This is a genomic window from Caulobacter sp. CCUG 60055 (genome assembly GCF_022750545.1).
In the GTDB taxonomy this organism is placed as follows: domain Bacteria; phylum Pseudomonadota; class Alphaproteobacteria; order Caulobacterales; family Caulobacteraceae; genus PUIC01.
In genome coordinates, this window is sequence record NZ_PUIC01000003.1 from 320124 (window position 1) to 342226 (window position 22103).

Consider the following 22103-nt stretch of genomic DNA (forward strand, 5'->3'; position numbering starts at 1 on the left):
TCATGACGGCGCCCCCGGGGTCGGCGGCGGCGCGGGCGGGGTCCAGACCACGGTGTCGCCGGGCTTCAGCCCGCCAAGCACCTCGATGCCGTCGGGCGCCGCGAAGCCCAGCCTGACCGGGACCTGCCGCACCCCCGACCGGTCGCGGACCTTGACGGCGGCGGCGGTCAGCACCCCCTGCACCGCCGCCGGCGGCAGCACCAGGGCGGCGTCGCTGCGGTGCAGGATGATCGTCACCTCGGCGCTCATGCCGATGCGGATGACGGCGGCCTGCTCGGGGGTCATGCCGTCGATCTGGACCCGGGCCGAGAAGGTGGCCTTGGCCGCCCCCAGCGGACCGGACGGCGCGGCCTCGCCGGCGACGCTGGCCACATGGCCGGATAGCACCGCGCCGTTGAAGCCCGGGCCGGTGACGCGCACGGCCTGTCCCGGGCGCACCCGGTTGGCGTCGGCCTCGTCCAGCTTGAAGGCCACGGCCAGCCGGTCGGGGCGGGCGATGGAGCCGATCAGCTGCCCCTTGGCGAGGGTGCTGCCGACATGGACGCCGGCGTTGGCGTCGGCCTTGTCGGACGGGGGGCGGACGACGATCCCGGCCTCCGGCGCGCGGATCACCGCGCCCTGCAGGCGGGTGTTGAGGTCGTTCAGCCGCGTCCCGGCGTTCTGCAGGTCGAGGGCCGCGACCCGCCGGCCCGACCCGCGTGACTTGCGGATGGCCTGGGCCAGGTCGTCGCGGGCGGCGTCGACGGCCATGGCCTGGAGCTGCTGCTGCTGGGCCAGGGTGTCGTACTCGGTGCGGGCGACCAGCCCCTTGTCGAGCAGGCCCTTGGTCTCCTGCATCCGGCGGTCGACGTCCTTCTGGCTCAGCTCGGCCCCGGCCAGGGCGCGGCGGGCGCGGGTCACGTCGGGGCCGCCGCCGGGCGAGGCCGCGTCGGTCTCGGCGTCGACGGCCTTGAGGTAGGCCGACTCGGCCTCGTTGCGGCGCTGGGCGGTCTCGCCGGCGTCCAGTTCGGCCAGGACCTGGCCCTGGGTCACCGGCGCGCCGTACTCGAAGCCGAGCTTGCGCACGCCGCCGTCGAACGGGGCGATGATGTCGATCCGCTCGCCCGCGACCACGGTCCCGGCCAGGCCGACCGTGGCCTCGAACGGGCGCGGGGCCAGGGTCAGGCTCTGCTCGGCCGGCTGGTCGCCGCCGCCGGCCTTGCCGCCGCGGCCCGTCGCCAAGACGCCGACAGCCGCGACCACGGCCAGGCCCGCCGCCGCGCCGGCCCATCCGCGCCAGGTCCGCGGCCTCAGTCGTTCAAATCGATCCGCCATGTGTCCAACGTGGTCCCGAGCTGTTGGTCGAGCGTGGTCAGCGCGTTGAGGTAGGCGATCGTCGCCGACAGGGCCTGGGTGTCGGCCGCGCGCAGGTCGCTCTGGAAGGAAAGCACTTCGAAGTTCGAGGCCCGGCCGGCCTTGAGCTTCTCGCGCTGCAGGTCGAGCGCCCGCGCCGACAGGTCGCGCGCGCGCTTGGCGGCGTCGAGCTGGCGCCAGGCGGCGTCGACGCTCTGCACCGCGTCGCGGATCTGGGCCTCGGCCGACTGCTTCAGGTCGTCGAACTGCAGCTCGGCCTGCCGCAGGCCGATGTCGGCCTGGATCTCGCCCTGGCGCAGGCTGTAGTCGCCGATGGGGATGTTGAGCTGAACGCCCACCGTGCTCGCCGATCCGGGGTCCGGCCCGCCGGCGGGCTGGCCGGTCGACAGGCTGCGCCGCGACACCCCCGCCGTCAGCGACAGGTCCCAGAGGCGGTTGTTCCTGGCCTGCAGCAGGCCCAGGCGGCTCTGCTCGACCGACTTGCGCTGGGCCAGCACGTCCATGCGGCCGTCGAGGCCGAGGGCGATGACCTTGTCCAGGTCGATGTCGACGCGCGGCGCGGTCATGTCGTCGGCCGCCACGACGTCGGTGCGCAGGTCGACGGCCAGCAGCCGCAGCAGGGCCAGCTGGGCGCTGTTGCGCTGCTGCTCGGCCTGCAGCACGGCGACCTGCTGGTTGGCGACGCCCGACTCGGTCTGCACGATGTCGGCGGCGGCCATGCGTCCGGCGTCGATCAGCGCCCGGTTGGTGGCCAGCAGGTCCTGGGTGCGCTCCAGCGAGGCCTGGGCCAGCCGGACCTGCTGCTGGGCCTGGGCGAGGCTGCGGTAGGCGACGATGATCGCGGTGACGGTGTCCGAGACCGAGGACTTGAGCTGCAGGCGGTTGATCTGCTCCTGCAGGCGGGCGATGCGCACGGGGGCCATGTTGACCGCGATCCCCGCCCCGCGCAGCAGCGGCTGGGAGATGGCGGCGTTGGCGGTCTCGTCGCGCACGCGGCCGGTCTTGTCGCGGGTCTCGGTCCTGGCCCAGGAGAAGCGCAGGGCCGCGCCGGTCGGCGTCAGCCAGGTCGCCGTCGGCGCCAGGGTCGAGGTGGTGACGACGTCGCCGCCGCCGCGATCGCGGTTGATCCCGGCCGACAGCACCAGCTTGGGCTGGAACCGGCTCTCGGCGACGACGAGGTCGAACTTCTGGGCGATGCGCGACAGATAGGCCGAGCGGATCGCGCGGTTGTCCCTCAGGCCCAGGGCCACCGCCTCGGCGAGGGTGAGCTTCACCGGCGCGCCGGTCGGGGCGGGGGTGGGGGGCGGCGGCGAGGCCACCGGCGAGCTCGGCCCCCGCGTCTGGGCGGTTGCCGGATCGGCCGGCAGGCCGCTTACTAGGGCGAGGACGGCGGCCAGCGCCGCCGCCAGGGGAGCGACCCGCCGATGCCCACGCCAAGGCCCATGTCCGGAGCCGCGACCGCGATCGGCCTCGCCGCCGTCGCGACCCTGGCGCTTCTGGTCGCCGGCTGCGCCACCCCCTCGCAACTCAAGCGCGGGCCGTCCGCGCCCCGCTTCGTCGGCCCGGTTCCGGCCGCGCCGATCGGCGCCTATGCGGTCCCTATTCCGCACGAAGCGCCTCGATCGGATCCAGGCGCGAAGCCTTGACGGCCGGATAGAGCCCGAAGGCCATGCCGACCAGGGCGGCCATGCCCGGCCCCAGCGGCAGGACGTAGAGCGGCAGGCTGAAGGCCCAGCCCGAGGTCTTGGCGAACACCAGGGCGGCGACGAGGCCGAAGGCCAGCCCCGCCGCTCCGCCGACCAGGGCCAGGGCGGCGGCCTCGACCAGGAACATCAGCTGCACGTCGCGGGCCGTGGCGCCGATGGCCATGCGCAGGCCGATCTCGCGCCGGCGTTCCATCACCCCCATCAGCATGACGTTCATCACCCCGATGCCGCCGACCAGCAGCGAGATGGCGCCGATGGCGGTCAGCAGGCGCGAATGCACCGCCTTCTGGGCGTTCATGGTCTTGATCATGTCGCGGGCGCTCTGGGCCCGCAGCTGGGCGGTCGGGGTGGCCAGCCGGGCGATGGCCCGGTCGCCGACCGCCTTGGCGTCGGCCTCGGGCCGCAGCTTGAGCATGGCGGTATTGGGCTCGGGGGCGTCGATGGCCCGGCGGGCGCTGGCCAGCGGGATGATCACGGCGTCGTTGAAGTCCATCGGGTCGAGGGCGGTGAAGCCTATGGGCTTCAGCACGCCGACAGCGGTGAACACGTAGTCGCGGATGCGCAGCTTGCCGCCGACGGTGAAGGGCGCGCCGACGTCGGACAGCTTGTCGGCCGCCCCGGCCCCGACCACGGCCACCAGGCCGCCCTCGTCCATCGGCGTCAGGAACCGCCCCGTCGCCACCCGCAGCCCGGTCAGGTCGACCAGGGCCGGCGTGCTGGCGGCCACGCCCAGGTCGGCGCTCTTGCCGCCGCCGCCGACGGGAAGCCGGCCGAGCGCCAGCGGGGCCGAGGCGATCACCGCCGGGTCGAGCCGGGGCATGGCCTCGATGGTCGCGCGGTCGAGGGCCGCCGGCGCCTCGCCGATCGGCGCGCCCTGGATCTGCACGATGTCGACGCCCATGTCGGCGAACAGCCGCAGGGTCTCGCGCTGGGCCATGTGGCCGACGGTGAGCATGGCCACGATCGAGGCGGTGCCGATCAGCACGCCCAGCAGGGCCAGGGCCGAACGCTGCCGCTGGGCCGCCAGGTTGGCGAAGGCCTCGGCGACGGACTCGCCGAACGAGGCGGCGGCGCGGTCGTGCGCGATCGCGGTCATGCCGCCGCCGTGTCGGCCACCACGCGGCCGTCCAGCATCTCGATCCGCCGCTGGCAGGCGCCGGCCAGGTCGCGGTCGTGGGTGACCATCAGCACGGTGACGCCGAGCCGGCGGTTGAGGTCCCTCAGGAGCTCCATGATCTCGCCGGCGGTGACGCTGTCGAGGCTGCCGGTCGGCTCGTCGGCCAGTATCAGCCGCGGCTCGCCGATCAGGGCGCGCGCCACGGCCACGCGCTGGCACTGGCCGCCGGACATCTGGGACGGGCGGTGGTCGGCGCGGTCGGCCAGGCCCACGGTCTCGAGCATGGCCAGAGCCAGGGGGCGTCGGCGCGCGCGCGGCACGCCGCGATAGAGCAGGGGCAGGGCGACGTTCTCCCAGGCGGTCAGCCGGGGCAGCAGGTGGAAGGCCTGGAACACGAAGCCGAGGGCGCGGTTGCGGATCTCGGCGCAGCGGTCGGCCGAGGCGGTCGCCACCTCCTGGCCGTCGAGGGCGATCGACCCGGCGGTCGGCCGGTCGAGCAGGCCGACGAGGTTGAGCAGGGTGCTCTTGCCCGAGCCGGACGGCCCGGTGACGGCGCAGAACTGGCCGGCGGCGACGTCGAAGGACACCTCGCGCAAAACGGGAACCGACCGGTCGGCCGTCCTGTAGGCCTTCTCGACTTGGCGCAATCGGATCATGGGTGCATCGGCCTGACTGAACGCTGGCGAATGGGTGGAACTCGCCGCGTCCTTCCCAGACGCGCGACAGCTCCTCCATGCACCCGTAAGCGCACAAAACCTCGACTTCGCCGGCGTGGCCGGCGAACGACTTGTCGTCTGCTCATGGCGGCGCGAACGCGCGCCCGAAGACCCGCCGCCGCCTCGCGTGATCTATGTTTTCGTCGACCGCATGCTTGGTTTCCGCCCTGACTGCGTGAAGCTGGCCTTGCGGCTGCTTCAACTCTCCGGCGAAATCTCGCCCTGTTTCTACAGGGGTGTCAATCTGTCCCGGACGGCGGCGCGTCCCGGCGGCGGCCTATTCCGCGGCGAAACGGTAGCCGACGCCGGCCTCGGTGAGGATCACCCGGGGCATGGCCGGGTCGGCCTCCAGCTTCTGGCGCAGCTGGCCGACGAAGACGCGCAGGTACTGGACGTCCTCGGTGTGGGCGGGCCCCCAGACCGCCGTGAGCAGCTGGCGGTGGGTCAGCACCTTGCCGCCGCCCTCGGCCAGCCGGGCCAGGAGGTCGTACTCCTTGGGCGACAGCCGCACGCCCTCGCCCCCCCGGGTGACGCGGCGCTTGACCAGGTCGATCTCCAGCCCCCCCGCCGCGCGGAAGACCGGCTGGGCCCCGTTCTGCACAATCCGATGGCGCAGGGCGACGCGCAGCCGGGCCAGCAGTTCGCCGACGCCGAAGGGCTTTTCGATGTAGTCGTCGGCCCCGGCGTCGAGGGCGTCGATCTTTTCGGTCTCGCGGTCGCGGGCCGACAGGATCAGGATCGGCCCCTCGTAGAAGGCGCGCGCCTTGCGCAGGGCCTCCTTGCCGTCGAGGTCGGGCAGGCCGAGGTCGAGGACCACGGCGTCGGGGGCCGAGCGGGCGATCAGGGCCAGGCCCTCGCCGGCGGTGTCGGCGCGCAGCGGCTCGTAGCCGGCGGCGTCGAGGGCGGGGCCGAGGAAGCGATGGATCTGCGGTTCGTCGTCGATGACGAGGATGCGCGGGCGAAAGGCGGTCATCGGCGCGGCCTATAGCAGACTGGGATGGGTGCGGACGGTCTTCGGCAGGCTGATCAGCACGCGCGTGCCCTTGCCGTCCAGCAGCGGGCTGACGGCGACGATGCGCCCGCCCATGGCCTCGACGAAGCCCTTGGCGATGGACAGGCCGAGACCGACGCCCTGGCCCGGCCCGCGGACCCGGTCGGTGGATTCCTCGAGGCGGCGGAACTTGTCGAACACCTTGTCGAGCTCGGCCTTGGGGATGCCGGGGCCCTCGTCGTCGACGCTGATGACCACGTTGCCGAGGTCCTCATAGGCCGAGACCTCGATGCGCGAGCCGTCCGGGCCGTAGGCCACGGCGTTCTCCAGGATGTTGACCACCGCTTGTTCGAGCAGGCTGGCGTCGAGCTTGACCGAGGCCAGTTCGGCCGGGACGTCGCGGACCAGGACGCGCCGGCCCAGGCGCCGCGAGACGCGGGTGGCGGCCGCGTCCAGCACGTCGCGCACGTCGGTCCATTCGCTGCGGGTCTTGAGGGCCCCGCCCTCCAGGCGGCTCATGTCCAGCAGGTCGCCGACATAGCGGTTGAGACGGTCGGCCTCCTCGCTGATCGAGGACAGCAGGTCGCGGCGCACCGGCTTTTCCATCTTCTCGCCGAACGACAGCAGGGTGGTGGCCGCGCCCATCACCGTGGCCAGGGGCGTGCGCAGGTCGTGGCTGATCGAGTTGAGCAGGGCGGTGCGCAGCCGGTCGGAGCGGCGCAGGGCCTCGGCGTCGGCCGCCTCGGCGGCCAGTTCGGCGCGCTCCAGGGCCACGGCGCCCTGGTCGAGCAGGGCCAGCAGGTAGCGTTCGTCGATGTCGCCCCGCGCCTCGACCCCGGCCACGCCGGCGCGGGCCTTCAGGCCCTGCAGCGGATGGAAGGTCCAGGCCGCCTGCGGCAGGGTGCCGGTGCCGGCCCCGGCCGGCTCGCCCTTCTCCCAGGCCCAGCGGGCCGCGCCCATGTCGGCGGCGCTGAGCGCGGCGGCGATGTCGGGATCGGGGGCGCCGGCCGCCGGCTTGACGTCGGTTCCGTCGGGCAGCAGCACCACCGCCTTGCCGCCGATGGCGGCGGCGGTCTGCTCGGCCAGCACCAGGGCGGCGGCCTCCTTGCCGGCGGCGGCCGACAGCCGCCGGCTGGCGGCGAGCAGGGCGGCGATGGCCGAGGCGCGCTGCGAGGTGGCCCGCGCCTGGTCGCGGACCCGCCCGGCCAGGCCGCCAACCGCCAGGGCCACCGCCCAGAACACGATCAGGGTCAGGATGTCGGTGGGCGACCCGATGGCGAAGCTGTAGCGCGGCTGCAGGAAGAAGAAGTTGTAGACCAGGAAGGCGACGGTGGCCGCCGCCAGGGCGGGGCGCAGGCCGTAGAGCACGCCGGCCGCCAGCACGGCGCTCAGATAGATCATGCCGAGATTGGCGTTCTCGAACATGCGGTCGAGCAGGAAGGCCACGCCGCTGGCGGCGGCGACGAAGGCCGCGCCGATGATGTAGCCGCTGATCTCGCGGCGGAAGGCGAAGGCGGGCCTGGGCGGCGGCTCGGGCGCGCTCTGGGCCGGCGCGTCGGTGACGATGTGCAGGGCGGTCCCGGCGGCGCGCTTGAGCAGGGCCTGGGCCAGGGAGCGGCCGAAGCGCTCGCGCCAGCCGGGCGGCGACTGGCCGATGACGATCTGGGTGACGTTGTTGCGCCGGGCGTAGCTGAGGATGGTCTGGGGCAGGTCCTCGCCGGTCAGGACCACGGTGGCGCCGCCGAGCTGCTCGGTCAGCTTGAGCGCCTCGTTGAGCCGCTGGGCGGCCAGGGCGCCGGGCGGCGGCCGGTCGGGCCGCTCGACGTGGGCCACGGTCCAGGGAGCGTCCATGGTGTCGGACAGCCGGCGGCCGGCGCGGACCAGCGAACTGGCCACGGCGTCGCCCCCGACCAGGACCAGGATGCGTTCGCCGGCCGCCCACGGGCCTTCGATGCCCTTGTCGCGCATCACCCCGACCAGCTGGTCGTCGACGGTCTGGGCGGCGCGGCGCAGGGCCAGTTCGCGCAGGGCGACCAGGTTCTCGGGCTTGAAGTAGTTGTCGGCCGCCAGGCGGGCGGTGTCGGGCAGGTAGACCTTGCCGTCGGCCAGCCGCTCGCGCAGCTCTTCCGGCGTGATGTCGATCAGCTCGATGTCGTCGGCCCGCGACAGGGCGCTGTCGGGCACGGTCTCGCGCTGGCGCACGCCGGTGATGCGCTGGACGACGTCGACCAGGCTCTCCAGGTGCTGGACGTTGAGCGTCGTCCAGACGTCGAGCCCAGCGACGAGCAGCTCCTCGACGTCCTGCCAACGCTTGGGATGGCGCGAGCCGGGGGCGTTGGAGTGGGCGTATTCGTCGACCAGCAGCAGCTTGGGCCGCCGGGCCAGCGCCCCGTCGATGTCGAATTCCATGTACGAGCGGCCGCGGTGCTCCAGCGGCCGCCGGGGCAGGACCTCGAGGCCGCGCAGCAGCGATTCGGTCTCGCGCCGGCCGTGGGTCTCGACCACGCCGATGACGACGTCCGCGCCGTCCGCTTTGCGTTTGCGGGCGGCGCGGAGCATTTCGTAGGTCTTGCCGACCCCCGGCGCCATGCCGAGGAACACCTTGAGCTTGCCTCGCGAGGCGCGCTTGGCGGCGGCCAGCAGGGCGTCGGGGTCGGGTCTGGTCGGATCGTCCGGGTTCATCGCGCCCCAGGGTGAGCCCTGGGCTGCAAGGCGTCGAGTGCCAGATTGGCCTCAAGCACGTTGACTCGCCGCTCGCCGAGCACGCCCAGGGTCGGCTCGCGCGTGGCGTCGGCCAGGACCTTCTCGACCTCGGACGGCGACAGGCCGCGCGCCTTGGCGATGCGCGGGGCCTGCAGCGCCGCGTATCCGGGCGAGATGTCGGGGTCGAGCCCGCTGCCCGAGGCGGTGACGGCGTCGGCCGGCAGGACCGCGCCGGCCCGGACGGCGTCCGGGTTGTCGGCGCGGATCTTGGCGGCGTCGCCGGCGACCCGGTCGATCAACTTCTTGTCCATCGGGCCGAAGTTCGAGCCGGACGAATTGACCGCGTCATAACCGTTGCCGGCCGCCGAGGGGCGCGGGTGCAGGTATTCGGGCCGGGAGAACCCCTGGGCGATCAGCCGCGAGCCGACCACGTGGCCGGACCGCTCGACCAGGCCGCCGGCGGCCTGGGCCGGGAACAGCAGCTTGGCGATCCCGGTGATGGCGAAGGGATAGGCCAGGCCGCACAAGGCGATGAACAGGGCCATCATGACGAAGGATGCGCGAAAGAGTTTCAGCATGTCGGCCTCTCCTCAGGCCAGTCCGATGAGGGACACGATCACGTCGATGATCTTGATGCCGATGAACGGCGCGATCACCCCGCCCAGGCCGTAGAGCAGAAGGTTGCGCGACAACAGCCGCGCCGCGCCGATCGCCCGGTAGCGCACGCCCCGCAGGGCCAGCGGGATCAGGGCGACGATGACCAGGGCGTTGAAGATCACCGCCGACAGGATGGCGCTGTGCGGCGAGTGCAGCCCCATGATGTTGATCGCCCCCAGGGCCGGCAGCGAGGTGACGAACATCGCCGGGATGATGGCGAAGTACTTGGCCACGTCGTTGGCGATCGAGAAGGTGGTCAGGGCGCCGCGGGTGATCAGCATCTGCTTGCCGACCTCGACGATCTCGATGAGCTTGGTCGGGTCGGAGTCCAGGTCGACCATGTTGCCGGCCTCGCGGGCGGCCTGGGTGCCGGTCTGCATGGCGACGCCGACGTCGGCCTGGGCCAGCGCCGGGGCGTCGTTGGCCCCGTCGCCGCACATGGCCACCAGCCGGCCCTTGGCCTGCTCGGTGCGGATCATCACCAGCTTGTCCTCGGGCGTGGCCTCGGCCAGGAAGTCGTCGACCCCGGCCTCGGAGGCGATCGAGGCGGCGGTCACCGGGTTGTCGCCGGTGATCATCACCGTCTTGACGCCCATGCGGCGCAGGTCGGCGAAGCGCTCCTTGACCCCTGGCTTGACCACGTCCTTCAGGTGGATGACCCCGACCAGCCGGCCGTTCTCGGAACAGGCCAGCGGCGTGCCGCCGGCGCGGGCGATGCGGTCGACGGCGGCGTTCAGCTCGGCCGGCGCCTGGGCGGCCTCGAGGCCCAGCGAGCGGTAGATCGCGTCCACCGCGCCCTTGCGCCAGTGGGTTCCGTCGGCGTCCAGGCCCGAGGCGCGGGTCTGGGCGCTGAACGGGATGGCGACGGCGCCCTTGGGGGTTTCGGCGTCCAGGCCGTTGTCGCGGGCCAGGGCGACGATCGAGCGGCCCTCGGGCGTCTCGTCGGCCAGCGAGGCCATCAGGGCGGCGCGCAGGGCCGCCTGCTCGGGAACGCCGGGGGCGGGAATCACCTCGACCGCCATGCGGTTGCCGAAGGTGATGGTGCCGGTCTTGTCGAGCAGCAGGGTGTCGATGTCGCCGGCGGCCTCGACCGCCCGGCCGGAGGTGGCCAGGACGTTGTGCTTGAGCAGCCGGTCCATGCCGGCGATGCCTACGGCCGACAGAAGGCCGCCGATGGTGGTCGGGATCAGGGTGACAAACAGCGCCCCCAGCACCATCGGGTCGAGCTTGACGCCGGAATACTGGCCCAGGCCCACCAGGGTGACGACCACGATCAGGAACACCAGGGTCAGGCCGGCCAGCAGCACGGCCAGGGCGATCTCGTTCGGGGTCTTGCGGCGGTCGGCGCCCTCGACCATGGCGATCATGCGGTCGAGGAAGCTCGATCCCTGGGCGGCGGTGACGCGGACCTTGATCCAGTCCGAGACCACCGTGGTGCCGCCGGTCACCGCCGAGCGGTCGCCGCCGCTTTCGCGGATGACCGGAGCCGACTCGCCGGTGATGGCGGCCTCGTTGACGCTGGCCAGGCCCTCGATGATCTCGCCGTCGGCCGGGATCATGTCGCCGGCCTCGACCAGCACCACGTCGCCGACCGCCAGCTTGTAGGCCGAGGTCGGGACCACCGAGCCGGTCTGCGGGTCGATGATCAGCTTGGCCTTGGTGTCGACGCGGGCGGCGCGCAGGCTGTCGGCCGCCGCCTTGCCGCGGCCCTCGGCCACGCTCTCGGCGAAGTTGGCGAACAGCACCGTGGCCCACAGCCACAGGGCGATCTGGATTGCGAACCAGGGGTTCTGGCCGCCGACGACGGCGGCGACGGACGAGACGGTGGCCAGGGCGGCCACCACCTCGGTCGCCAGGATCACCGGATTGCCGGTGAGCTTGCGCGGGTCGAGCTTGACGAAGGCGTCGCGCCAGGCGCGGGACAGGATCGCGCCTTGCGATCCGACCGCCGTGATTGCGGAGGGCATCTTCGTGCCTTTCCTTTTCCGATTAGCGGGCCACGGCCGCGAGCATCTGGAAGTGCTCGACGATCGGGCCAAGGGCGAGGGCGGGGAAGTATTGCAGGCCGCCGAGGATCAGGATGATCCCGACCAGCAGGGCGACGAACAGGCCGTTGTCGACCGGCAGGGTGCCGGCGGTGGGGGCCAGCTTGGGCTTGGCCGCGACGGCGCCGGCGATGGCCAGCACGGGCACGACGTAGGCGAAGCGGCCCAGCGCCATGGCGATCCCCAGGGTGGTGTTCCACCACCAGCTGTTGGCGGTCAGGCCGGCGAAGGCCGAGCCGTTGTTCCCCACCGCCGAGGTGTAGGCGTAGAGGATCTCCGACAGGCCGTGGACGCCGGTGCTGAGCTGGCCCTGCAGGGCGATGGGCAGCACCAGGGCGACGGCCGAGAAGCCGAGCAGCACCACGGGCAGCACCAGCACCGCCAGCACCGCGAACTTGACCTCGCGCGCCTCGATCTTCTTGCCCAGGTATTCCGGCGTGCGTCCGACCATCAGGCCGGCGACGAACACCGCCAGTATGGCCATGACCACGATGCCGTAGAGGCCCGAGCCGACGCCGCCGGGCAGCATCTCGCCCAGCTGGATCATGAACATCGCCACCCCGCCGCCGAGCGGCGTGAAGCTTTCGTGCATGCCGTTGACCGCGCCGCAGGAGGCGCCGGTGGTCATGGCCGCGAACACCGCCGTGGCGGCGGTCCCGAAGCGGACCTCCTTGCCCTCCATGTTGGCGGTCTGGCTGGCGCCGACGGCGTGCACGGCCGGGGTCGGCTGGCTTTCGGCGACATAGATCGAGGCGGCCGCGCCCGACAACAGGATGGCCATGGCGCCGAACAGGGCCATGGCCGCCTTGCGCGCCCCGGCGACGATGCCGAAGGCGATGACGCAGGCGAAGCCGATGACGTTCATCGCCACCATCTCGATCAGGTTGGTGAACGGGGTGGGGTTTTCGAACGGATGGGCCGAGTTGGCGTTGAAGAAGCCGCCGCCGTTGGTGCCCAGCATCTTGATCGCCTCCTGGCTGGCCACGGGGCCCAGGGCGATGGTCTGCTTGGCGCCTTCCAGGGTGACGGCGTCGGCGTGGGCGGCCAGGGTCTGCGGCACGCCCAGGGCGACCAGGACCAGGGCGACCACGATCGACATCGGCGCCAGCACGTAGATCACGTTGCGCACGATGTCGGACCAGACGTTGCCGATGGTGTCGCCGCGATTGGCGGCGAAGGCGCGGGCCAGGGCGGCGGCGGCGGCCATGCCGACGCCGGCCGAGACGAAGTTCTGCACCGTCAGCCCGGCCATCTGCGACAGATGGCTCATGGTCTGCTCGCCGCCGTAGGACTGCCAGTTGGTGTTGGTGACGAAGCTGATCGCGGTGTTGAACGCCAGGTGCGGCGACAGCGGGCCGAAGCCCTGCGGGTTCAGCGGCAGGTGGTCCTGCAGGCGCAGGATGCCGTAGAGCAGGAAGAAGCCGGCGGCGTCGACCGCCAGCAGGCCGATGGCGTAGACCAGCCAGCCCTGACCCTTGCTCCCGTCGACGCCGGAGGCGCCGTAGAACACGCGTTCAAGCGCGGAAAGCCAGCGGACCTTTCCCCGCCAGACGTTCGCGATGTAGATCCCCAGCGGCCAGGAAAGCGCCAGGGTGAGGCCGATCACGAAGGCGATCTCGGCCCAACCTTGCCATGTCATTGTCGGATATCCGTCGGAAGGGCGCCGGTCAGAACCGGTCGGGGCGCAGCAGGGCGGCGATCATGTAGATGCCGATCCCGACCGCGGCGGCGGCGTAGATGAGGGCGACGATCACGGTCACACCTTGCGCAGGACATAGGCGTAGAGGCACAGCAGGCCGAACAGCCCGCCCCCCAACGCCAGGACGATCAGGTCGGCCATCGGCCAGTCTCCATCGGCTGCGACGAGCAGGGCGCGCCTGCGCGGGGGTCGTGAACCAGCCCCCGCCCAGGCGCGCCGCCGCTCGCATTTGAGCGCGGCTCCGAGGGAGCCGCCGCACAGTGCTACGCCCGGCCGCCGTCAGCCTTCCAAGCCGAAGGTTCGCGCGGCGCATAAAGGCCGCATAAAGGCCGGCGCGCGCGCCCTCTTTCCCCGGCGGCCGCGAACGGCTTTGCTGGCGCTTCGCCGAGCATGGAGTCCCTTGCGTGAACCCGACCTTCGCCGCCCTGCCCACCACCATCTTCGAGGTCATGTCCGGCCTGGCGCGCGAGCTCGGCGCGGTCAATCTGGGCCAGGGGTTTCCCGATTCCGCCGGGCCGGAGGACGTGCGCCGCGCCGCCGCCGAGGCGGTGCTGAACGGCTCCAACCAGTATCCGCCGATGGCCGGCCTGCCCGTGCTGCGCGAGGCCGCCGCCGAGCACTACGCCCGGCACCAGGGCCTGGCCCTCGACCCGGCGACCGAGGTGATCGTCACCTCCGGCGCCACCGAGGCCCTGGCCGCGTCGCTGTTCGGCCTGATCGCGCTGGGCGACGAGGTGCTGCTGTTCCAGCCGCTCTATGACGCCTACCTGCCGCTGATCCGCCGGGCGGGGGGCGTTCCGCGCCTGCTGCGGCTGGAGCCGCCCGGCTGGCGCATCACCCGCGAGGCCCTGGCCGCCGCCTTCACCGAGCGCACGCGGCTGGTGGTGTTCAACAACCCGCTCAATCCGGCCGCGCGGGTGTTCGACGGCGAGGAGCTGGCCCTGCTGGCCGAGTTCTGCGTCGCCCGCGACGCCGTCGCCATCTGCGACGAGGTCTGGGAGCACGTGGTGTTCGACGGCCGCGCCCATACGCCGCTGATCGCCCTGCCCGGCATGCGCGACCGCACGGTCAAGATCGGTTCGGCCGGCAAGATCTTCTCGCTCACCGGCTGGAAGGTCGGCCTGGTCTGCGCCGCGCCGCAGCTGATCTCGGCGGTGGCCAAGGCCCACCAGTTCCTGACCTTCACCACCCCGCCCAACCTGCAGGCCGCCGTCGCCTACGGCCTTTCCAAGGACGCGGCCTATTTCGAGGGCATGCGGCGCGACTTCGCCCGCTCGCGCGACCGCCTGACCGAGGGCCTGCGCGCCGAGGGCTACGCCGTGCTGCCCAGCGAGGGCACCTATTTCCTGTCGATCGACCTGGCCGCCAGCGGCGTCGACATGGACGACGAGACCTTCTGCCTGCAGGCGGTCAAGGAGGCGGGGGTGGCCGCCATTCCGGTGTCGAGCTTCTACGCCGAGAACCCGGTGCGCTCGGTGGTGCGCCTGTGCTTCGCCAAGAAGGACGAGACCCTCGACGCCGGGATCGAGCGCCTGGCCCGGGCGCGGCGGATGTTCTGAGGGCCCGGCGGGCCGTTCAGGAAGCGCCCGGCGGCGGGCCGAAGGCGCGGGCCAGGTCGACCGCGTCGACGCCCTCGATCTCCAGGATCTTCAGCCGCGCGGTCGCGCCCGAGGCCACCGTCACCGCCGAACGCGGCCGCTTGAGGGCCTTGGCGACCAGGGCCTCCAGGGCGGCGTTGGCCTCGCCCTCGACCGGCGGCGCGCCGACCCGGACCTTGAGATGGGGCCGGCCGTCCTCGCCGACCGCCCAGCCGTCGATTGCGTCGCGCCCGCCGCGCGGCGTCAGGCGCACGGCCAGCCGCAAGGCGTCAGCCGATGTAGGGGGTGACGAACGAGAAGAACAGCCAGGGCAGCAGGAACTTGCGCACCGCCTCGATGATGATGATGGCGATCACCGGGGTGATGTCGATGCCGCCCAGCGGCGGGATGACGCGCTGGAACGGCGCCAGCATCGGCCGGGTGATCCGGTCGAGCATGTGGGCGATGTTGTAGACCGCCCGGTTGCGCAGGTTGATGACGTCGAACGCCACCAGCCAGCTGAGGACGGCGTTGAGCACCAGGGCCAGCTCGGCCAGGCCGAGAAGGGCGCTCAGAACGAAAAGGATGGCGCTGCCCATGAGGCTCCCCAGACTGTGCCTCCGGCTTCTAGCCGAACGGGCGCGGCGCTGACAAGGACGCCGCCGTTCGCGCCCCGCGAGCCGGTCCCGCAAGTCGGCCCGCAAGCCAGCTTGACGGGCACGCCCCGGTCCCGTATGTCCCCGCACCACTCTGGGCGCATGTCTCAGGGGGCCGTAGCTCAGTTGGTAGAGCGCCTCGTTCGCAATGAGGAGGTCAGGGGTTCGACTCCCCTCGGCTCCACCAGAGGATTTCCAATCCCTGATGAAGATGGCGCTTGGGCGTCCCCGCCGTGCGAAGGGCTTCGGCGCGAAAGTTCACCGTTTGCTCGGGAGGTTCGATGCAGGCCGGAGATCTGTTGGCGATCGGGGCCTGGCTGGTCGCGGTCTTGACGCTGCTCGCCCTGGCCTATGAACCGTGGCGGCGCAACAGGCGGCGGTTCAAGGTCATGCTCGGCGCCCGGGCGGTGAGCCCGCTCTTCATCTTCACGCCGGCGGCCATGCTGCTTGCGACGCCGTTTCTTGCGTAGCTTGTTCCGCGCGAGGGCGGGAACGTCTGGCTTCATCCTCATCTGCTGCTGAAGGACGCGCCGTTCGTGTTCGCGGTGTTTCTGGTGTTTCAGCTGGTTCTCCGGCGGCGGTTCATGCGGGCGGCGAGGCCCGATCGGCGTGAAACGGAGCCGGGACGGCGCTAGAGCCCGGTCGCGTGCGGCCCGCCGCCGGAACCCTCCGGGGCGGTTCCGCATTGGCGAGGGGTGGCCAGGGCGCGGACAAGGAGCTTGCAGACATGAACCGGACGACGATGCGGTCGATCCTTCCTTTCGGTCTCGCGATGGTGTTGCTGGCCGCGTGCGGCGACAAGGCGGCCAAGCCGCCGGCCGGCGCCCAGCCTGCTCCCGCCGCGACCGTCACGCCGGCCTCGACGCCCGCCTCGTCGCCCACCGCGCCTGGCCCCGCGCCCGGCCCAGCGTCTGGACCGCCGGCGTCGACGCCGCTGCGCTGGCCGCCGCTCGACGGCCTGGTCGGCAAGTATCCGTCCGACAGCGGCCTGTTCGAGACCGGCCCGATCGCGTCGGACCTGAAGGCGCTGCTCGGCGACCGCCTGGCGGCGTTCAAGACCGACATGCAGGTGCAAAGCCCGCTGCAGCAGGAGGGGGGCGTGCTCTATGTCTCGGGCAACAAGGTGCACGAGGGCGGGCGTGAAATGGCCTACCTGCTGATCGACCCGGCCCAGGGGGCGCTGGAGGTCGGCCTGTGGACCGGCGGCGTGCTCAAGACCTACGCCAGCCCGGCCGGGGCGGCCATCGCCAGGCCCAAGGACATCCGCGCCCTGCTGAAGAACAGCGCCGGCTGATCCTGGCCGGTCGGTCTCCCGGCGGTCGCGGCGCGTCCCCCAGGCGGGAGGACGCGCCGGCCGGGGCCGCTCAGGCGGCCTGTTCGAGTTCGTCGGTGAGGATGGCGTCCAGCGAGATCAGGCTGATGATGCGCCCGTCCAGGATCATCACGCCGCGCACGAAGTCGCGGGTGTCCTCGCCGCCGACCTCGGGGGGCGGCTGCAGCTGGCCGTCGCCGGCCGCGAGGATGTCGCAGACCGCGTCGACCAGCAGGCCGATCATCCGCGCGCCGATCTGGGCCACCACGATGACCGAGGACTTGTCAGGCTCGGTGCGGGCCAGGCCCAGGCGTTCGCCCAGGTCGACCACGGGCAGCACCGCGCCGCGCAGGTTGATCATGCCGCGCACATAGTGCGGCGCGTGCGGCAGCGGCGTCGAGGCGGTCCAGCCGCGGATCTCGCGCACCGACATGATGTCGATGGCGAATTCCTGCTCGCCGATGCGGACCGAGATCAGTTGCGAGGCGTCGTCAAGGATCGAGGTCATGGCTCAGAACTCCTCCCAGCTTTCTTCCGCCAGAGCGGTCTGCAGCTTGCGCGCCGTGGCCGCGCCGTGGCCGCCGGCGTAGCCGCGCCGGGGCGAGGCCGGCGCCTGGGCCGGCCGGCCGGAAGCGGCCTTGGCGGGCGGCGCGGCGGCGCGCGGGCCGGCGGACGAGGCCACGCGGAAGCGGCCCATCATCCGGCTCAGCTCTTCGGCCTCGCGGGCCAGCGAGTGGCTGGCTGCGGTCGACTGCTCGACCATGGCCGCGTTCTGCTGGGTGACCTGGTCCATCTGGTTGACGGCGGTGTTGACCTCGTTGAGCCCGGTGGCCTGCTCGTGCGCCGAGGCGGCGATCTCGGAGACGACGCCGTTGATCTCGGCCACCTGGCCGACCAGCCGTTCCAGGGCCTGGCCGGTCTGGCCGACCAGGTCGACGCCGGCGCCCACCTGCTGGGTCGAGGTCGAGATCAGCGACTTGATCTCCTTGGCGGCCTCGGCCGAGCGCTGGGCCAGGGCCCGCACTTCCGAGGCGACCACCGCGAAGCCCTTGCCGGCGTCGCCGGCCCGCGCCGCTTCGACGCCCGCGTTCAGGGCCAGGAGATTGGTCTGGAAGGCGATCTCGTCGATGACGCCGATGATCTGGCTGATCTGCCTGGCCGAGGCCTCGATCTGGCCCATGGCGGCGATGGCCTGGCCGACCACCTCGCCGCCGCGGTTGGCGTCGGCGGCGGCGTTGGAGACCACGACGCGGGCGTGGCCGGCGCCTTCGGCGGTCTTCTTCACCGTGGCGGTGATCTCGTCGAGGGCGGCGGCGGTCTCTTCCAGGCTGGCGGCCTGCTGCTCGGTGCGGCGCGACAGGTCGTCGGCGGCGGCGCTGATCTCGCCGGCGCCGTTGTGGATGCCGCCGGCGGCGGCGAGGATGGTGCCCATGCTCTCTTCAAGCACGACCAGGGCGGCGTTGAAGTCGCTCTTCAGCTTCTCGGCCTTGGGCGCGAAGGTGGCGGTGATGCGGTGGGTCAGGTCGCCCGAGGCCAGGCGGTCGAGCGCCTCGGCCAGCGAGCCGATGGCCACGGCGTCCTGTTCGGCTTCCAGGGCCTTTTCGCGTTCGCGGGCCTGACGCTCCTCGTCGGCGCGCCGGCGGGCGTCGGCGGCATCGGCCTCGATGCGCTGCTTCTCGATGGCGGCGTCCTTGAAGGCCTGGACGGCGGCGGCCATCTGGCCCAGCTCGTCCTTCTGGCCGATGGCCGGGATGGCGACCGAGTTGTCGCCGGCGGCCAGCTTGTTCATGGCCCGGGTCATGGCCTGCACCGGGGTGGCGATGGCCCGCGACAGGATCCAGCCCATCAGGCCGGCCAGCAGCATGGCGGCGGCTCCGCCGAGCAGCAGGGTGGTGCGGATCGTGGCGATCTTGCCGTCGGCGACCACCATCTCGGCCTCCGACCAGGTGTTCGAGGCCTTGACCACCTTGGCGGCGGCGGTGCGCACCACGTCCATCGAGGCGCGGTCGGCCGGGTCGACGACCTTGGCGATGGCCTGGTCGTGGGTCGCCGGGTTTCCGGCCAGTTCGATCTCGGGGTCGCGGGTCTGGGTGCGCCAGCTGGCGGCGGCCTGGTCCAGCTCGTCGAGCATGCCCAGGATCTCGGTCTGGCCGGCGGCCTTCTTGCGGGCGGCGACCATGGCGTCGGTATAGAGGCCCTCGTTGCGCCGGACGTTGTCCAGCGACTGCTGCGCGCCCGAGATCACGTACTTCCGCACGTTGGTCGACTGTTCCAGCATCGCTGACTTGGCGTCGTTGACCGAGCTGACCAGATCGGAGGAGCGGTTGTTCAGGTCCTGCGCCTGGACGAGGTCGTGGATGGCGAAAAACATCGTGACGCTCATCGCGAACACGGCGCTGAGCACCACGGCGAAGGCGATCACAAGCTTTCGAGATATGGCTACGTTCTTTAGCGACATGGAATCCCGGCCCCTGTTTCTGGTCGGGGCCGACCCTCAGCGCCGGCTCGCGGATGCGAACCCATGACCCCCCTGGCCGATGCGCTGCGCCAGCCCCCGACGCGATGCGACGGCGGCTTTTCGCCGTCTCGTACCGGTTATGCTTAAAAGGTTTATGTGGCCTTAAATATGAGAATTCATCGAAAACTGTATTTCGACAAATCAGTCATGCATGGAGCGCATCTTGGTATAGCCGCCAGCGGCGTCGAGGTGATGCTTATATGATGAAGTATGCCTTCGGGTATTACCCGTCATCCCGTGCGTCATTCCTCGCGACGCCCCATTGCGCCCCGACCACGGCGCCCTTGACGAACGGCAGCAGGACCAGGGTGGCCACGCCCATGGCCGGCACGGTGGCGCCCAGTAGGACCGCCGTCGGCAGGGCCCACAGGCCCGGTATGGCCAGCAGCGGGGCCACGAACAGGTGGCCGACGATGAGAATGGTGAAATAGGGCGGGGCGTCGTCGGAGGGATAGCGGCCGTTGTCGTGGCCGCAGGCGGCGCAGGTCGGCTCGATCTTGAGATAGCCGCGGAACAGCCGGCCGGCGCCGCAGTTGGGACAGCGCCGCGCCGCGCCGCGTTTCAGGCCAAGCAGAAGGCCATGCCGTTCGGACATGTGGACAGGCGCCTTTCGATGGATGAGGCCGCAATATCGGCCAGGGGGCGGCCCCGTTCAATGCGGGGCGGCGTCAATGGGGCGGAAACCCTCGCCGGGGGACAAACGGCCATGCTCGACCGCCGCCTGCTCGTCCTGTCCGTCCTCGCTTCGGCCGCCGCCCCGGCCGCGCGCGCCGATTCCGAGCCCGGCGACCGCAAGAAGGGCGGCGGCGCCGCGTTCGTTCAGATCCCGACCCTGACCGCGACCATCGTGCGGCCCAGCGGCGGCCGCGGCGTGATGACCGTCGAGGCGGGGCTGGACATCAAGGACGACCGCCTGCGGGCAAGGGCCCAGGCCTCGATCCCCCGGCTGCGCGCCGCCTACGCCCAGGCTTTGCAAGTCTACGCCGCCGGCTTGCCGCCGGCCGCGCCGCCCAGTCCCGACCAGATCGGCGACGCCCTGCAGCGTCAGACCGACCAGGTGCTGGGCCGCCCGGGGGCGCGGCTGCTGCTCGGCTCGATCCTGTCGAACTGAGCCGCGCCGGCTCACATGGCCGAGATGCCGCCGTCCAGCTTGAGTTCGGCGCCCGTCATGAACTTGCTCTCGTCCGAGGCCAGATAGAGCACGGCGTTGGCGATGTCGGCCGGCTCGCCGATGTGGCCGAGCGGGATCTGCCGGGCCAGCTTGGACTCGGCGACCTCCTTGCCGAGCATCTGGCGCAGCGGGTCGAGGATCGGCGTGTCGATGAAGGTCGGGTGGACCGAGTTCGAGCGGATGTCGAGGCCCTGCTTGGCGCAGTGCAGGGCGATGCCCTTGGACAGCAGCCACACCCCGGCCTTGGAAGCGTTGTAGGCGGGCGAGTTGTGGGCGGCGATCAGGCCGGCGATCGACGAGATGTTGACGATCGAGCCCGGCTGGTGATCGCGCATGTACTTCAGGGCGTGCTTGGTCCCCAGGAAGACGCTGTCGACATTGACCGACATCACCAGCTTCCAGTTCTCGAACGACAGCGCCTCGATGTCGCCGCCGCGCGAGATGCCGGCGTTGTTGACCAGCACCGAGATGCCGCCCATGGCCGCGTCGGCCTCTTCCAGCGCGTAGATCCACTGGTCTTCCTGGGTGACGTCGAGCGGGAAGGCGAAGGCGGTTCCCTCGCCGTGTGCGGCGTTGATCTCGGCGGCGACGGCCCTGGCCCCGTCGATGTTGATGTCGGCCAGGGCGACCTTGGCGCCTTCCTCGGCCAGCCGCCGCGCCATGGCCGCGCCCAGGCCCTGGGCCGCGCCGGTGATGAAAGCCTTCTTGCCGGCGACCCGGCCCGTCTTGCCGCCCATGCGCGCCTCCCTGAATTCAAACGCTAGTTTGAATGAGAGGATGCAACGACGTCCATGAACTTGGCAAGCCGTACGTCGCGCTCGCTGACGCCGTCGCAGTCGTGGGTGGTCAGCACCACCTCGACCCGGTTGTAGACGTTGAACCATTCGGGGTGGTGGTCGGCCTTGTCGGCGGCGATGGCCACGCGGGTCATGAAGCCGAAGGCGGCGTTGAAATCGGCGAAGACGAAGGTCTTGCGGACGGCGTCGCGGTCGCCGGGCAGGGCCTCCCAGCCCGGCAGGCGGGACAAGGCGGCGGCGGCGCCGATCTTGGCGGGGGCGGTCATGGGCGGTTCTCCGGTTTTCTCAGTCGGCCAGGTCGAGGCCGACGGCGCGGGACAGGTCGGCGAGCAACTGGGCCTCGCTCGACACCTTGATGGCGGTCATGCCCATGGCGGCGGCCGGCTTGCAGTTGATTCCGAGGTCGTCGAGATAGACGCACGCGGCGGGCGCCGTCCCCAGCAGGTCGCACATCATGGCGTAGATCCTGGGGTCGGGCTTGCGCACCCCGGCCTTGGAGCTTTCGATCACCGCGTCGAACAGGCCCATGATCGCGGCCACGGCCAGGGCCTTGTCCGGATCGCCCGCCATGCCGGCGCCGTGGCCGGTCTGGACGTTGTTGGTGATGCAGCCGGTCTTGAGGCCCGCCGCCTTGCAGGCCCTGAGGGCCGCGACCACGGCGGGGCGGACGTCGCCCGACAGCAGCGGCAGCACCTCGGCCCCGCGCACCGGATGGCCCAGGGCGGTCGTTTCGGCCAGGAAGCGGGCGTCGAAGGCCGCGGCGTCGATCTCGGCCCGTTCGAACAGCGCCCAGGCGTTGGCGTCGGGATCGGCGGCGTTGACCGTGCGGATGAAGTCGCGCGGCAGGCCGCGCTCGGCCTCGTAGCGGTTGAACGCCTCGAACGGCGAGGTGGTGAACACGCCGCCGAAGTCCCAGATCACGGCCTCGATCGCCATTCGCGTCTCCCCGTCGCGCTGATTTTGTCGCGCTGTTCTCGTCGGCGCGCGCCTGGACCGTGCTCTAGAGAGGGGCGTCTGGACTCGCAAGGCCGCCGCGCCGATGATTCGCCTGACGCCGGGCGCGGGGCCTTTCCGGTTCGCGCCTG

The 22103-nt window shown here is 71.7% G+C and carries 22 protein-coding genes and 1 tRNA gene; 5 read left to right on the top strand and 18 right to left on the bottom strand.

The features are described from left to right. From C5708_RS06670 to C5708_RS06715, 10 genes are all read right to left on the bottom strand, one after another. A complete protein-coding gene (locus tag C5708_RS06670) occupies positions 1-1314 on the bottom strand; it encodes an HlyD family efflux transporter periplasmic adaptor subunit (RefSeq protein ID WP_242919168.1) in 1314 nt (437 codons plus the stop codon). Continuing rightward, positions 1290-2672 (bottom strand): TolC family protein, encoded by a 1383-nt coding sequence (locus C5708_RS06675; RefSeq protein ID WP_242919170.1) that lies wholly within the window; start codon positions 2670-2672, stop codon positions 1290-1292. The genes C5708_RS06670 and C5708_RS06675 overlap by 25 nt, the downstream gene beginning before the upstream one ends. A gap of 280 nt (positions 2673-2952) precedes the next feature. After that, entirely contained in the window at positions 2953-4155 is a 1203-nt protein-coding gene (locus tag C5708_RS06680; protein ID WP_242919172.1) for an ABC transporter permease, read from the bottom strand. Continuing rightward, entirely contained in the window at positions 4152-4832 is a 681-nt protein-coding gene (locus C5708_RS06685; protein ID WP_242919174.1) for an ABC transporter ATP-binding protein, read from the bottom strand. The genes C5708_RS06680 and C5708_RS06685 overlap by 4 nt, the downstream gene beginning before the upstream one ends. Before the next feature lie 337 nt (positions 4833-5169). Beyond that, complete coding sequence (locus tag C5708_RS06690; RefSeq protein ID WP_242919176.1) at positions 5170-5865, bottom strand: response regulator; 696 nt, start codon at positions 5863-5865, stop codon at positions 5170-5172. 9 nt (positions 5866-5874) lie between these two features. Further along, positions 5875-8565, bottom strand: a complete 2691-nt coding sequence (locus tag C5708_RS06695; protein WP_242919178.1) for a sensor histidine kinase KdpD — start codon at positions 8563-8565, stop codon at positions 5875-5877. Continuing rightward, positions 8562-9164 (bottom strand): potassium-transporting ATPase subunit KdpC, encoded by a 603-nt coding sequence (gene kdpC, locus C5708_RS06700; protein WP_242919180.1) that lies wholly within the window; start codon positions 9162-9164, stop codon positions 8562-8564. Before kdpC ends, C5708_RS06695 begins: the two co-directional genes overlap by 4 nt. 12 nt (positions 9165-9176) lie before the next feature. Further along, positions 9177-11210: a potassium-transporting ATPase subunit KdpB gene (kdpB, locus tag C5708_RS06705; RefSeq protein WP_242919182.1), complete on the bottom strand. Its 2034-nt coding sequence runs from the start codon at positions 11208-11210 to the stop codon at positions 9177-9179. Between the two features lie 22 nt (positions 11211-11232). Next, positions 11233-12927, bottom strand: a complete 1695-nt coding sequence (gene kdpA / locus C5708_RS06710; RefSeq protein ID WP_242919184.1) for a potassium-transporting ATPase subunit KdpA — start codon at positions 12925-12927, stop codon at positions 11233-11235. 28 nt (positions 12928-12955) lie between these two features. Further along, positions 12956-13048, bottom strand: coding sequence for a potassium-transporting ATPase subunit F (locus C5708_RS06715; protein ID WP_242919186.1), 93 nt, complete (start codon positions 13046-13048; stop codon positions 12956-12958). Positions 13049-13391: 343 nt separating this feature from the next. On the opposite strand from C5708_RS06715, the gene C5708_RS06720 reads away from it, so the two are divergent. Beyond that, entirely contained in the window at positions 13392-14546 is a 1155-nt protein-coding gene (locus C5708_RS06720; RefSeq protein ID WP_347566999.1) for an aminotransferase, read from the top strand. A 16-nt stretch (positions 14547-14562) separates the two neighbouring features. On the opposite strand, the gene C5708_RS06725 is transcribed toward C5708_RS06720, so the two are convergent. Both C5708_RS06725 and C5708_RS06730 read right to left on the bottom strand, forming a co-directional pair. Continuing rightward, on the bottom strand, positions 14563-14850 hold the full coding sequence (locus tag C5708_RS06725; protein ID WP_242919188.1) for a DUF167 family protein: 288 nt from the start codon (positions 14848-14850) through the stop codon (positions 14563-14565). Between the two features lie 4 nt (positions 14851-14854). Next, positions 14855-15163, bottom strand: coding sequence for a YggT family protein (locus C5708_RS06730; protein WP_242919189.1), 309 nt, complete (start codon positions 15161-15163; stop codon positions 14855-14857). 168 nt (positions 15164-15331) lie between these two features. Between C5708_RS06730 and C5708_RS06735 the strand changes: the two genes are divergently transcribed. The 3 genes from C5708_RS06735 to C5708_RS06745 all read left to right on the top strand — a co-directional run bounded on the left by C5708_RS06735 (position 15332) and on the right by C5708_RS06745 (position 16514). After that, positions 15332-15407 (top strand) — tRNA-Ala (locus tag C5708_RS06735). Between the two features lie 94 nt (positions 15408-15501). Next, positions 15502-15690, top strand: a complete 189-nt coding sequence (locus C5708_RS06740) for a hypothetical protein (RefSeq protein WP_242919191.1) — start codon at positions 15502-15504, stop codon at positions 15688-15690. A gap of 257 nt (positions 15691-15947) precedes the next feature. Beyond that, on the top strand, positions 15948-16514 hold the full coding sequence (locus C5708_RS06745; RefSeq protein WP_242919193.1) for a hypothetical protein: 567 nt from the start codon (positions 15948-15950) through the stop codon (positions 16512-16514). 70 nt (positions 16515-16584) lie between these two features. Here C5708_RS06745 and C5708_RS06750 read toward each other — a convergent pair whose 3' ends face one another. From C5708_RS06750 to C5708_RS06760, 3 genes are all read right to left on the bottom strand, one after another. After that, entirely contained in the window at positions 16585-17040 is a 456-nt protein-coding gene (locus C5708_RS06750) for a chemotaxis protein CheW (RefSeq protein ID WP_242919195.1), read from the bottom strand. A gap of 3 nt (positions 17041-17043) precedes the next feature. Beyond that, complete coding sequence (locus C5708_RS06755; RefSeq protein WP_347567000.1) at positions 17044-18954, bottom strand: methyl-accepting chemotaxis protein; 1911 nt, start codon at positions 18952-18954, stop codon at positions 17044-17046. Positions 18955-19273: 319 nt separating this feature from the next. Next, on the bottom strand, positions 19274-19645 hold the full coding sequence (locus tag C5708_RS06760) for a DUF983 domain-containing protein (RefSeq protein ID WP_242919199.1): 372 nt from the start codon (positions 19643-19645) through the stop codon (positions 19274-19276). Positions 19646-19756: 111 nt separating this feature from the next. Between C5708_RS06760 and C5708_RS06765 the strand changes: the two genes are divergently transcribed. Continuing rightward, the gene (locus tag C5708_RS06765; RefSeq protein WP_242919201.1) at positions 19757-20161 is read left to right on the top strand and encodes a hypothetical protein; all 405 of its coding nucleotides are present in this window, start codon (positions 19757-19759) and stop codon (positions 20159-20161) included. An 11-nt stretch (positions 20162-20172) separates the two neighbouring features. Here C5708_RS06765 and C5708_RS06770 read toward each other — a convergent pair whose 3' ends face one another. The 3 genes from C5708_RS06770 to C5708_RS06780 are packed head-to-tail and all read right to left on the bottom strand — an operon-like array spanning position 20173 to position 21954. Continuing rightward, positions 20173-20958, bottom strand: a complete 786-nt coding sequence (locus C5708_RS06770; RefSeq protein ID WP_242919203.1) for an SDR family oxidoreductase — start codon at positions 20956-20958, stop codon at positions 20173-20175. Between the two features lie 23 nt (positions 20959-20981). Continuing rightward, the gene (locus C5708_RS06775; protein ID WP_242919205.1) at positions 20982-21284 is read right to left on the bottom strand and encodes a 4a-hydroxytetrahydrobiopterin dehydratase; all 303 of its coding nucleotides are present in this window, start codon (positions 21282-21284) and stop codon (positions 20982-20984) included. 19 nt (positions 21285-21303) lie between these two features. Beyond that, positions 21304-21954, bottom strand: coding sequence for an HAD-IA family hydrolase (locus C5708_RS06780; RefSeq protein ID WP_242919206.1), 651 nt, complete (start codon positions 21952-21954; stop codon positions 21304-21306). Between the last annotated feature and the right edge of the window lie 149 nt (positions 21955-22103).

Coding starts and splice junctions, on each gene's coding strand:
- C5708_RS06750 (WP_242919195.1), bottom strand. CDS start 17,040: ATGACCTCGATCCTTGACGACGCCTCGCAACTGATCTCGGTCCGCATC.
- C5708_RS06730 (WP_242919189.1), bottom strand. CDS start 15,163: ATGGGCAGCGCCATCCTTTTCGTTCTGAGCGCCCTTCTCGGCCTGGCC.
- C5708_RS06695 (WP_242919178.1), bottom strand. CDS start 8,565: ATGAACCCGGACGATCCGACCAGACCCGACCCCGACGCCCTGCTGGCC.
- C5708_RS06770 (WP_242919203.1), bottom strand. CDS start 20,958: ATGGGCGGCAAGACGGGCCGGGTCGCCGGCAAGAAGGCTTTCATCACC.
- C5708_RS06740 (WP_242919191.1), top strand. CDS start 15,502: ATGCAGGCCGGAGATCTGTTGGCGATCGGGGCCTGGCTGGTCGCGGTC.
- C5708_RS06670 (WP_242919168.1), bottom strand. CDS start 1,314: ATGGCGGATCGATTTGAACGACTGAGGCCGCGGACCTGGCGCGGATGG.
- C5708_RS06760 (WP_242919199.1), bottom strand. CDS start 19,645: ATGTCCGAACGGCATGGCCTTCTGCTTGGCCTGAAACGCGGCGCGGCG.
- C5708_RS06685 (WP_242919174.1), bottom strand. CDS start 4,832: ATGATCCGATTGCGCCAAGTCGAGAAGGCCTACAGGACGGCCGACCGG.
- kdpB (WP_242919182.1), bottom strand. CDS start 11,210: ATGCCCTCCGCAATCACGGCGGTCGGATCGCAAGGCGCGATCCTGTCC.
- C5708_RS06690 (WP_242919176.1), bottom strand. CDS start 5,865: ATGACCGCCTTTCGCCCGCGCATCCTCGTCATCGACGACGAACCGCAG.
- kdpA (WP_242919184.1), bottom strand. CDS start 12,927: ATGACATGGCAAGGTTGGGCCGAGATCGCCTTCGTGATCGGCCTCACC.
- C5708_RS06775 (WP_242919205.1), bottom strand. CDS start 21,284: ATGACCGCCCCCGCCAAGATCGGCGCCGCCGCCGCCTTGTCCCGCCTG.
- kdpC (WP_242919180.1), bottom strand. CDS start 9,164: ATGCTGAAACTCTTTCGCGCATCCTTCGTCATGATGGCCCTGTTCATC.
- C5708_RS06780 (WP_242919206.1), bottom strand. CDS start 21,954: ATGGCGATCGAGGCCGTGATCTGGGACTTCGGCGGCGTGTTCACCACC.
- C5708_RS06745 (WP_242919193.1), top strand. CDS start 15,948: ATGAACCGGACGACGATGCGGTCGATCCTTCCTTTCGGTCTCGCGATG.
- C5708_RS06680 (WP_242919172.1), bottom strand. CDS start 4,155: ATGACCGCGATCGCGCACGACCGCGCCGCCGCCTCGTTCGGCGAGTCC.
- C5708_RS06765 (WP_242919201.1), top strand. CDS start 19,757: ATGCTCGACCGCCGCCTGCTCGTCCTGTCCGTCCTCGCTTCGGCCGCC.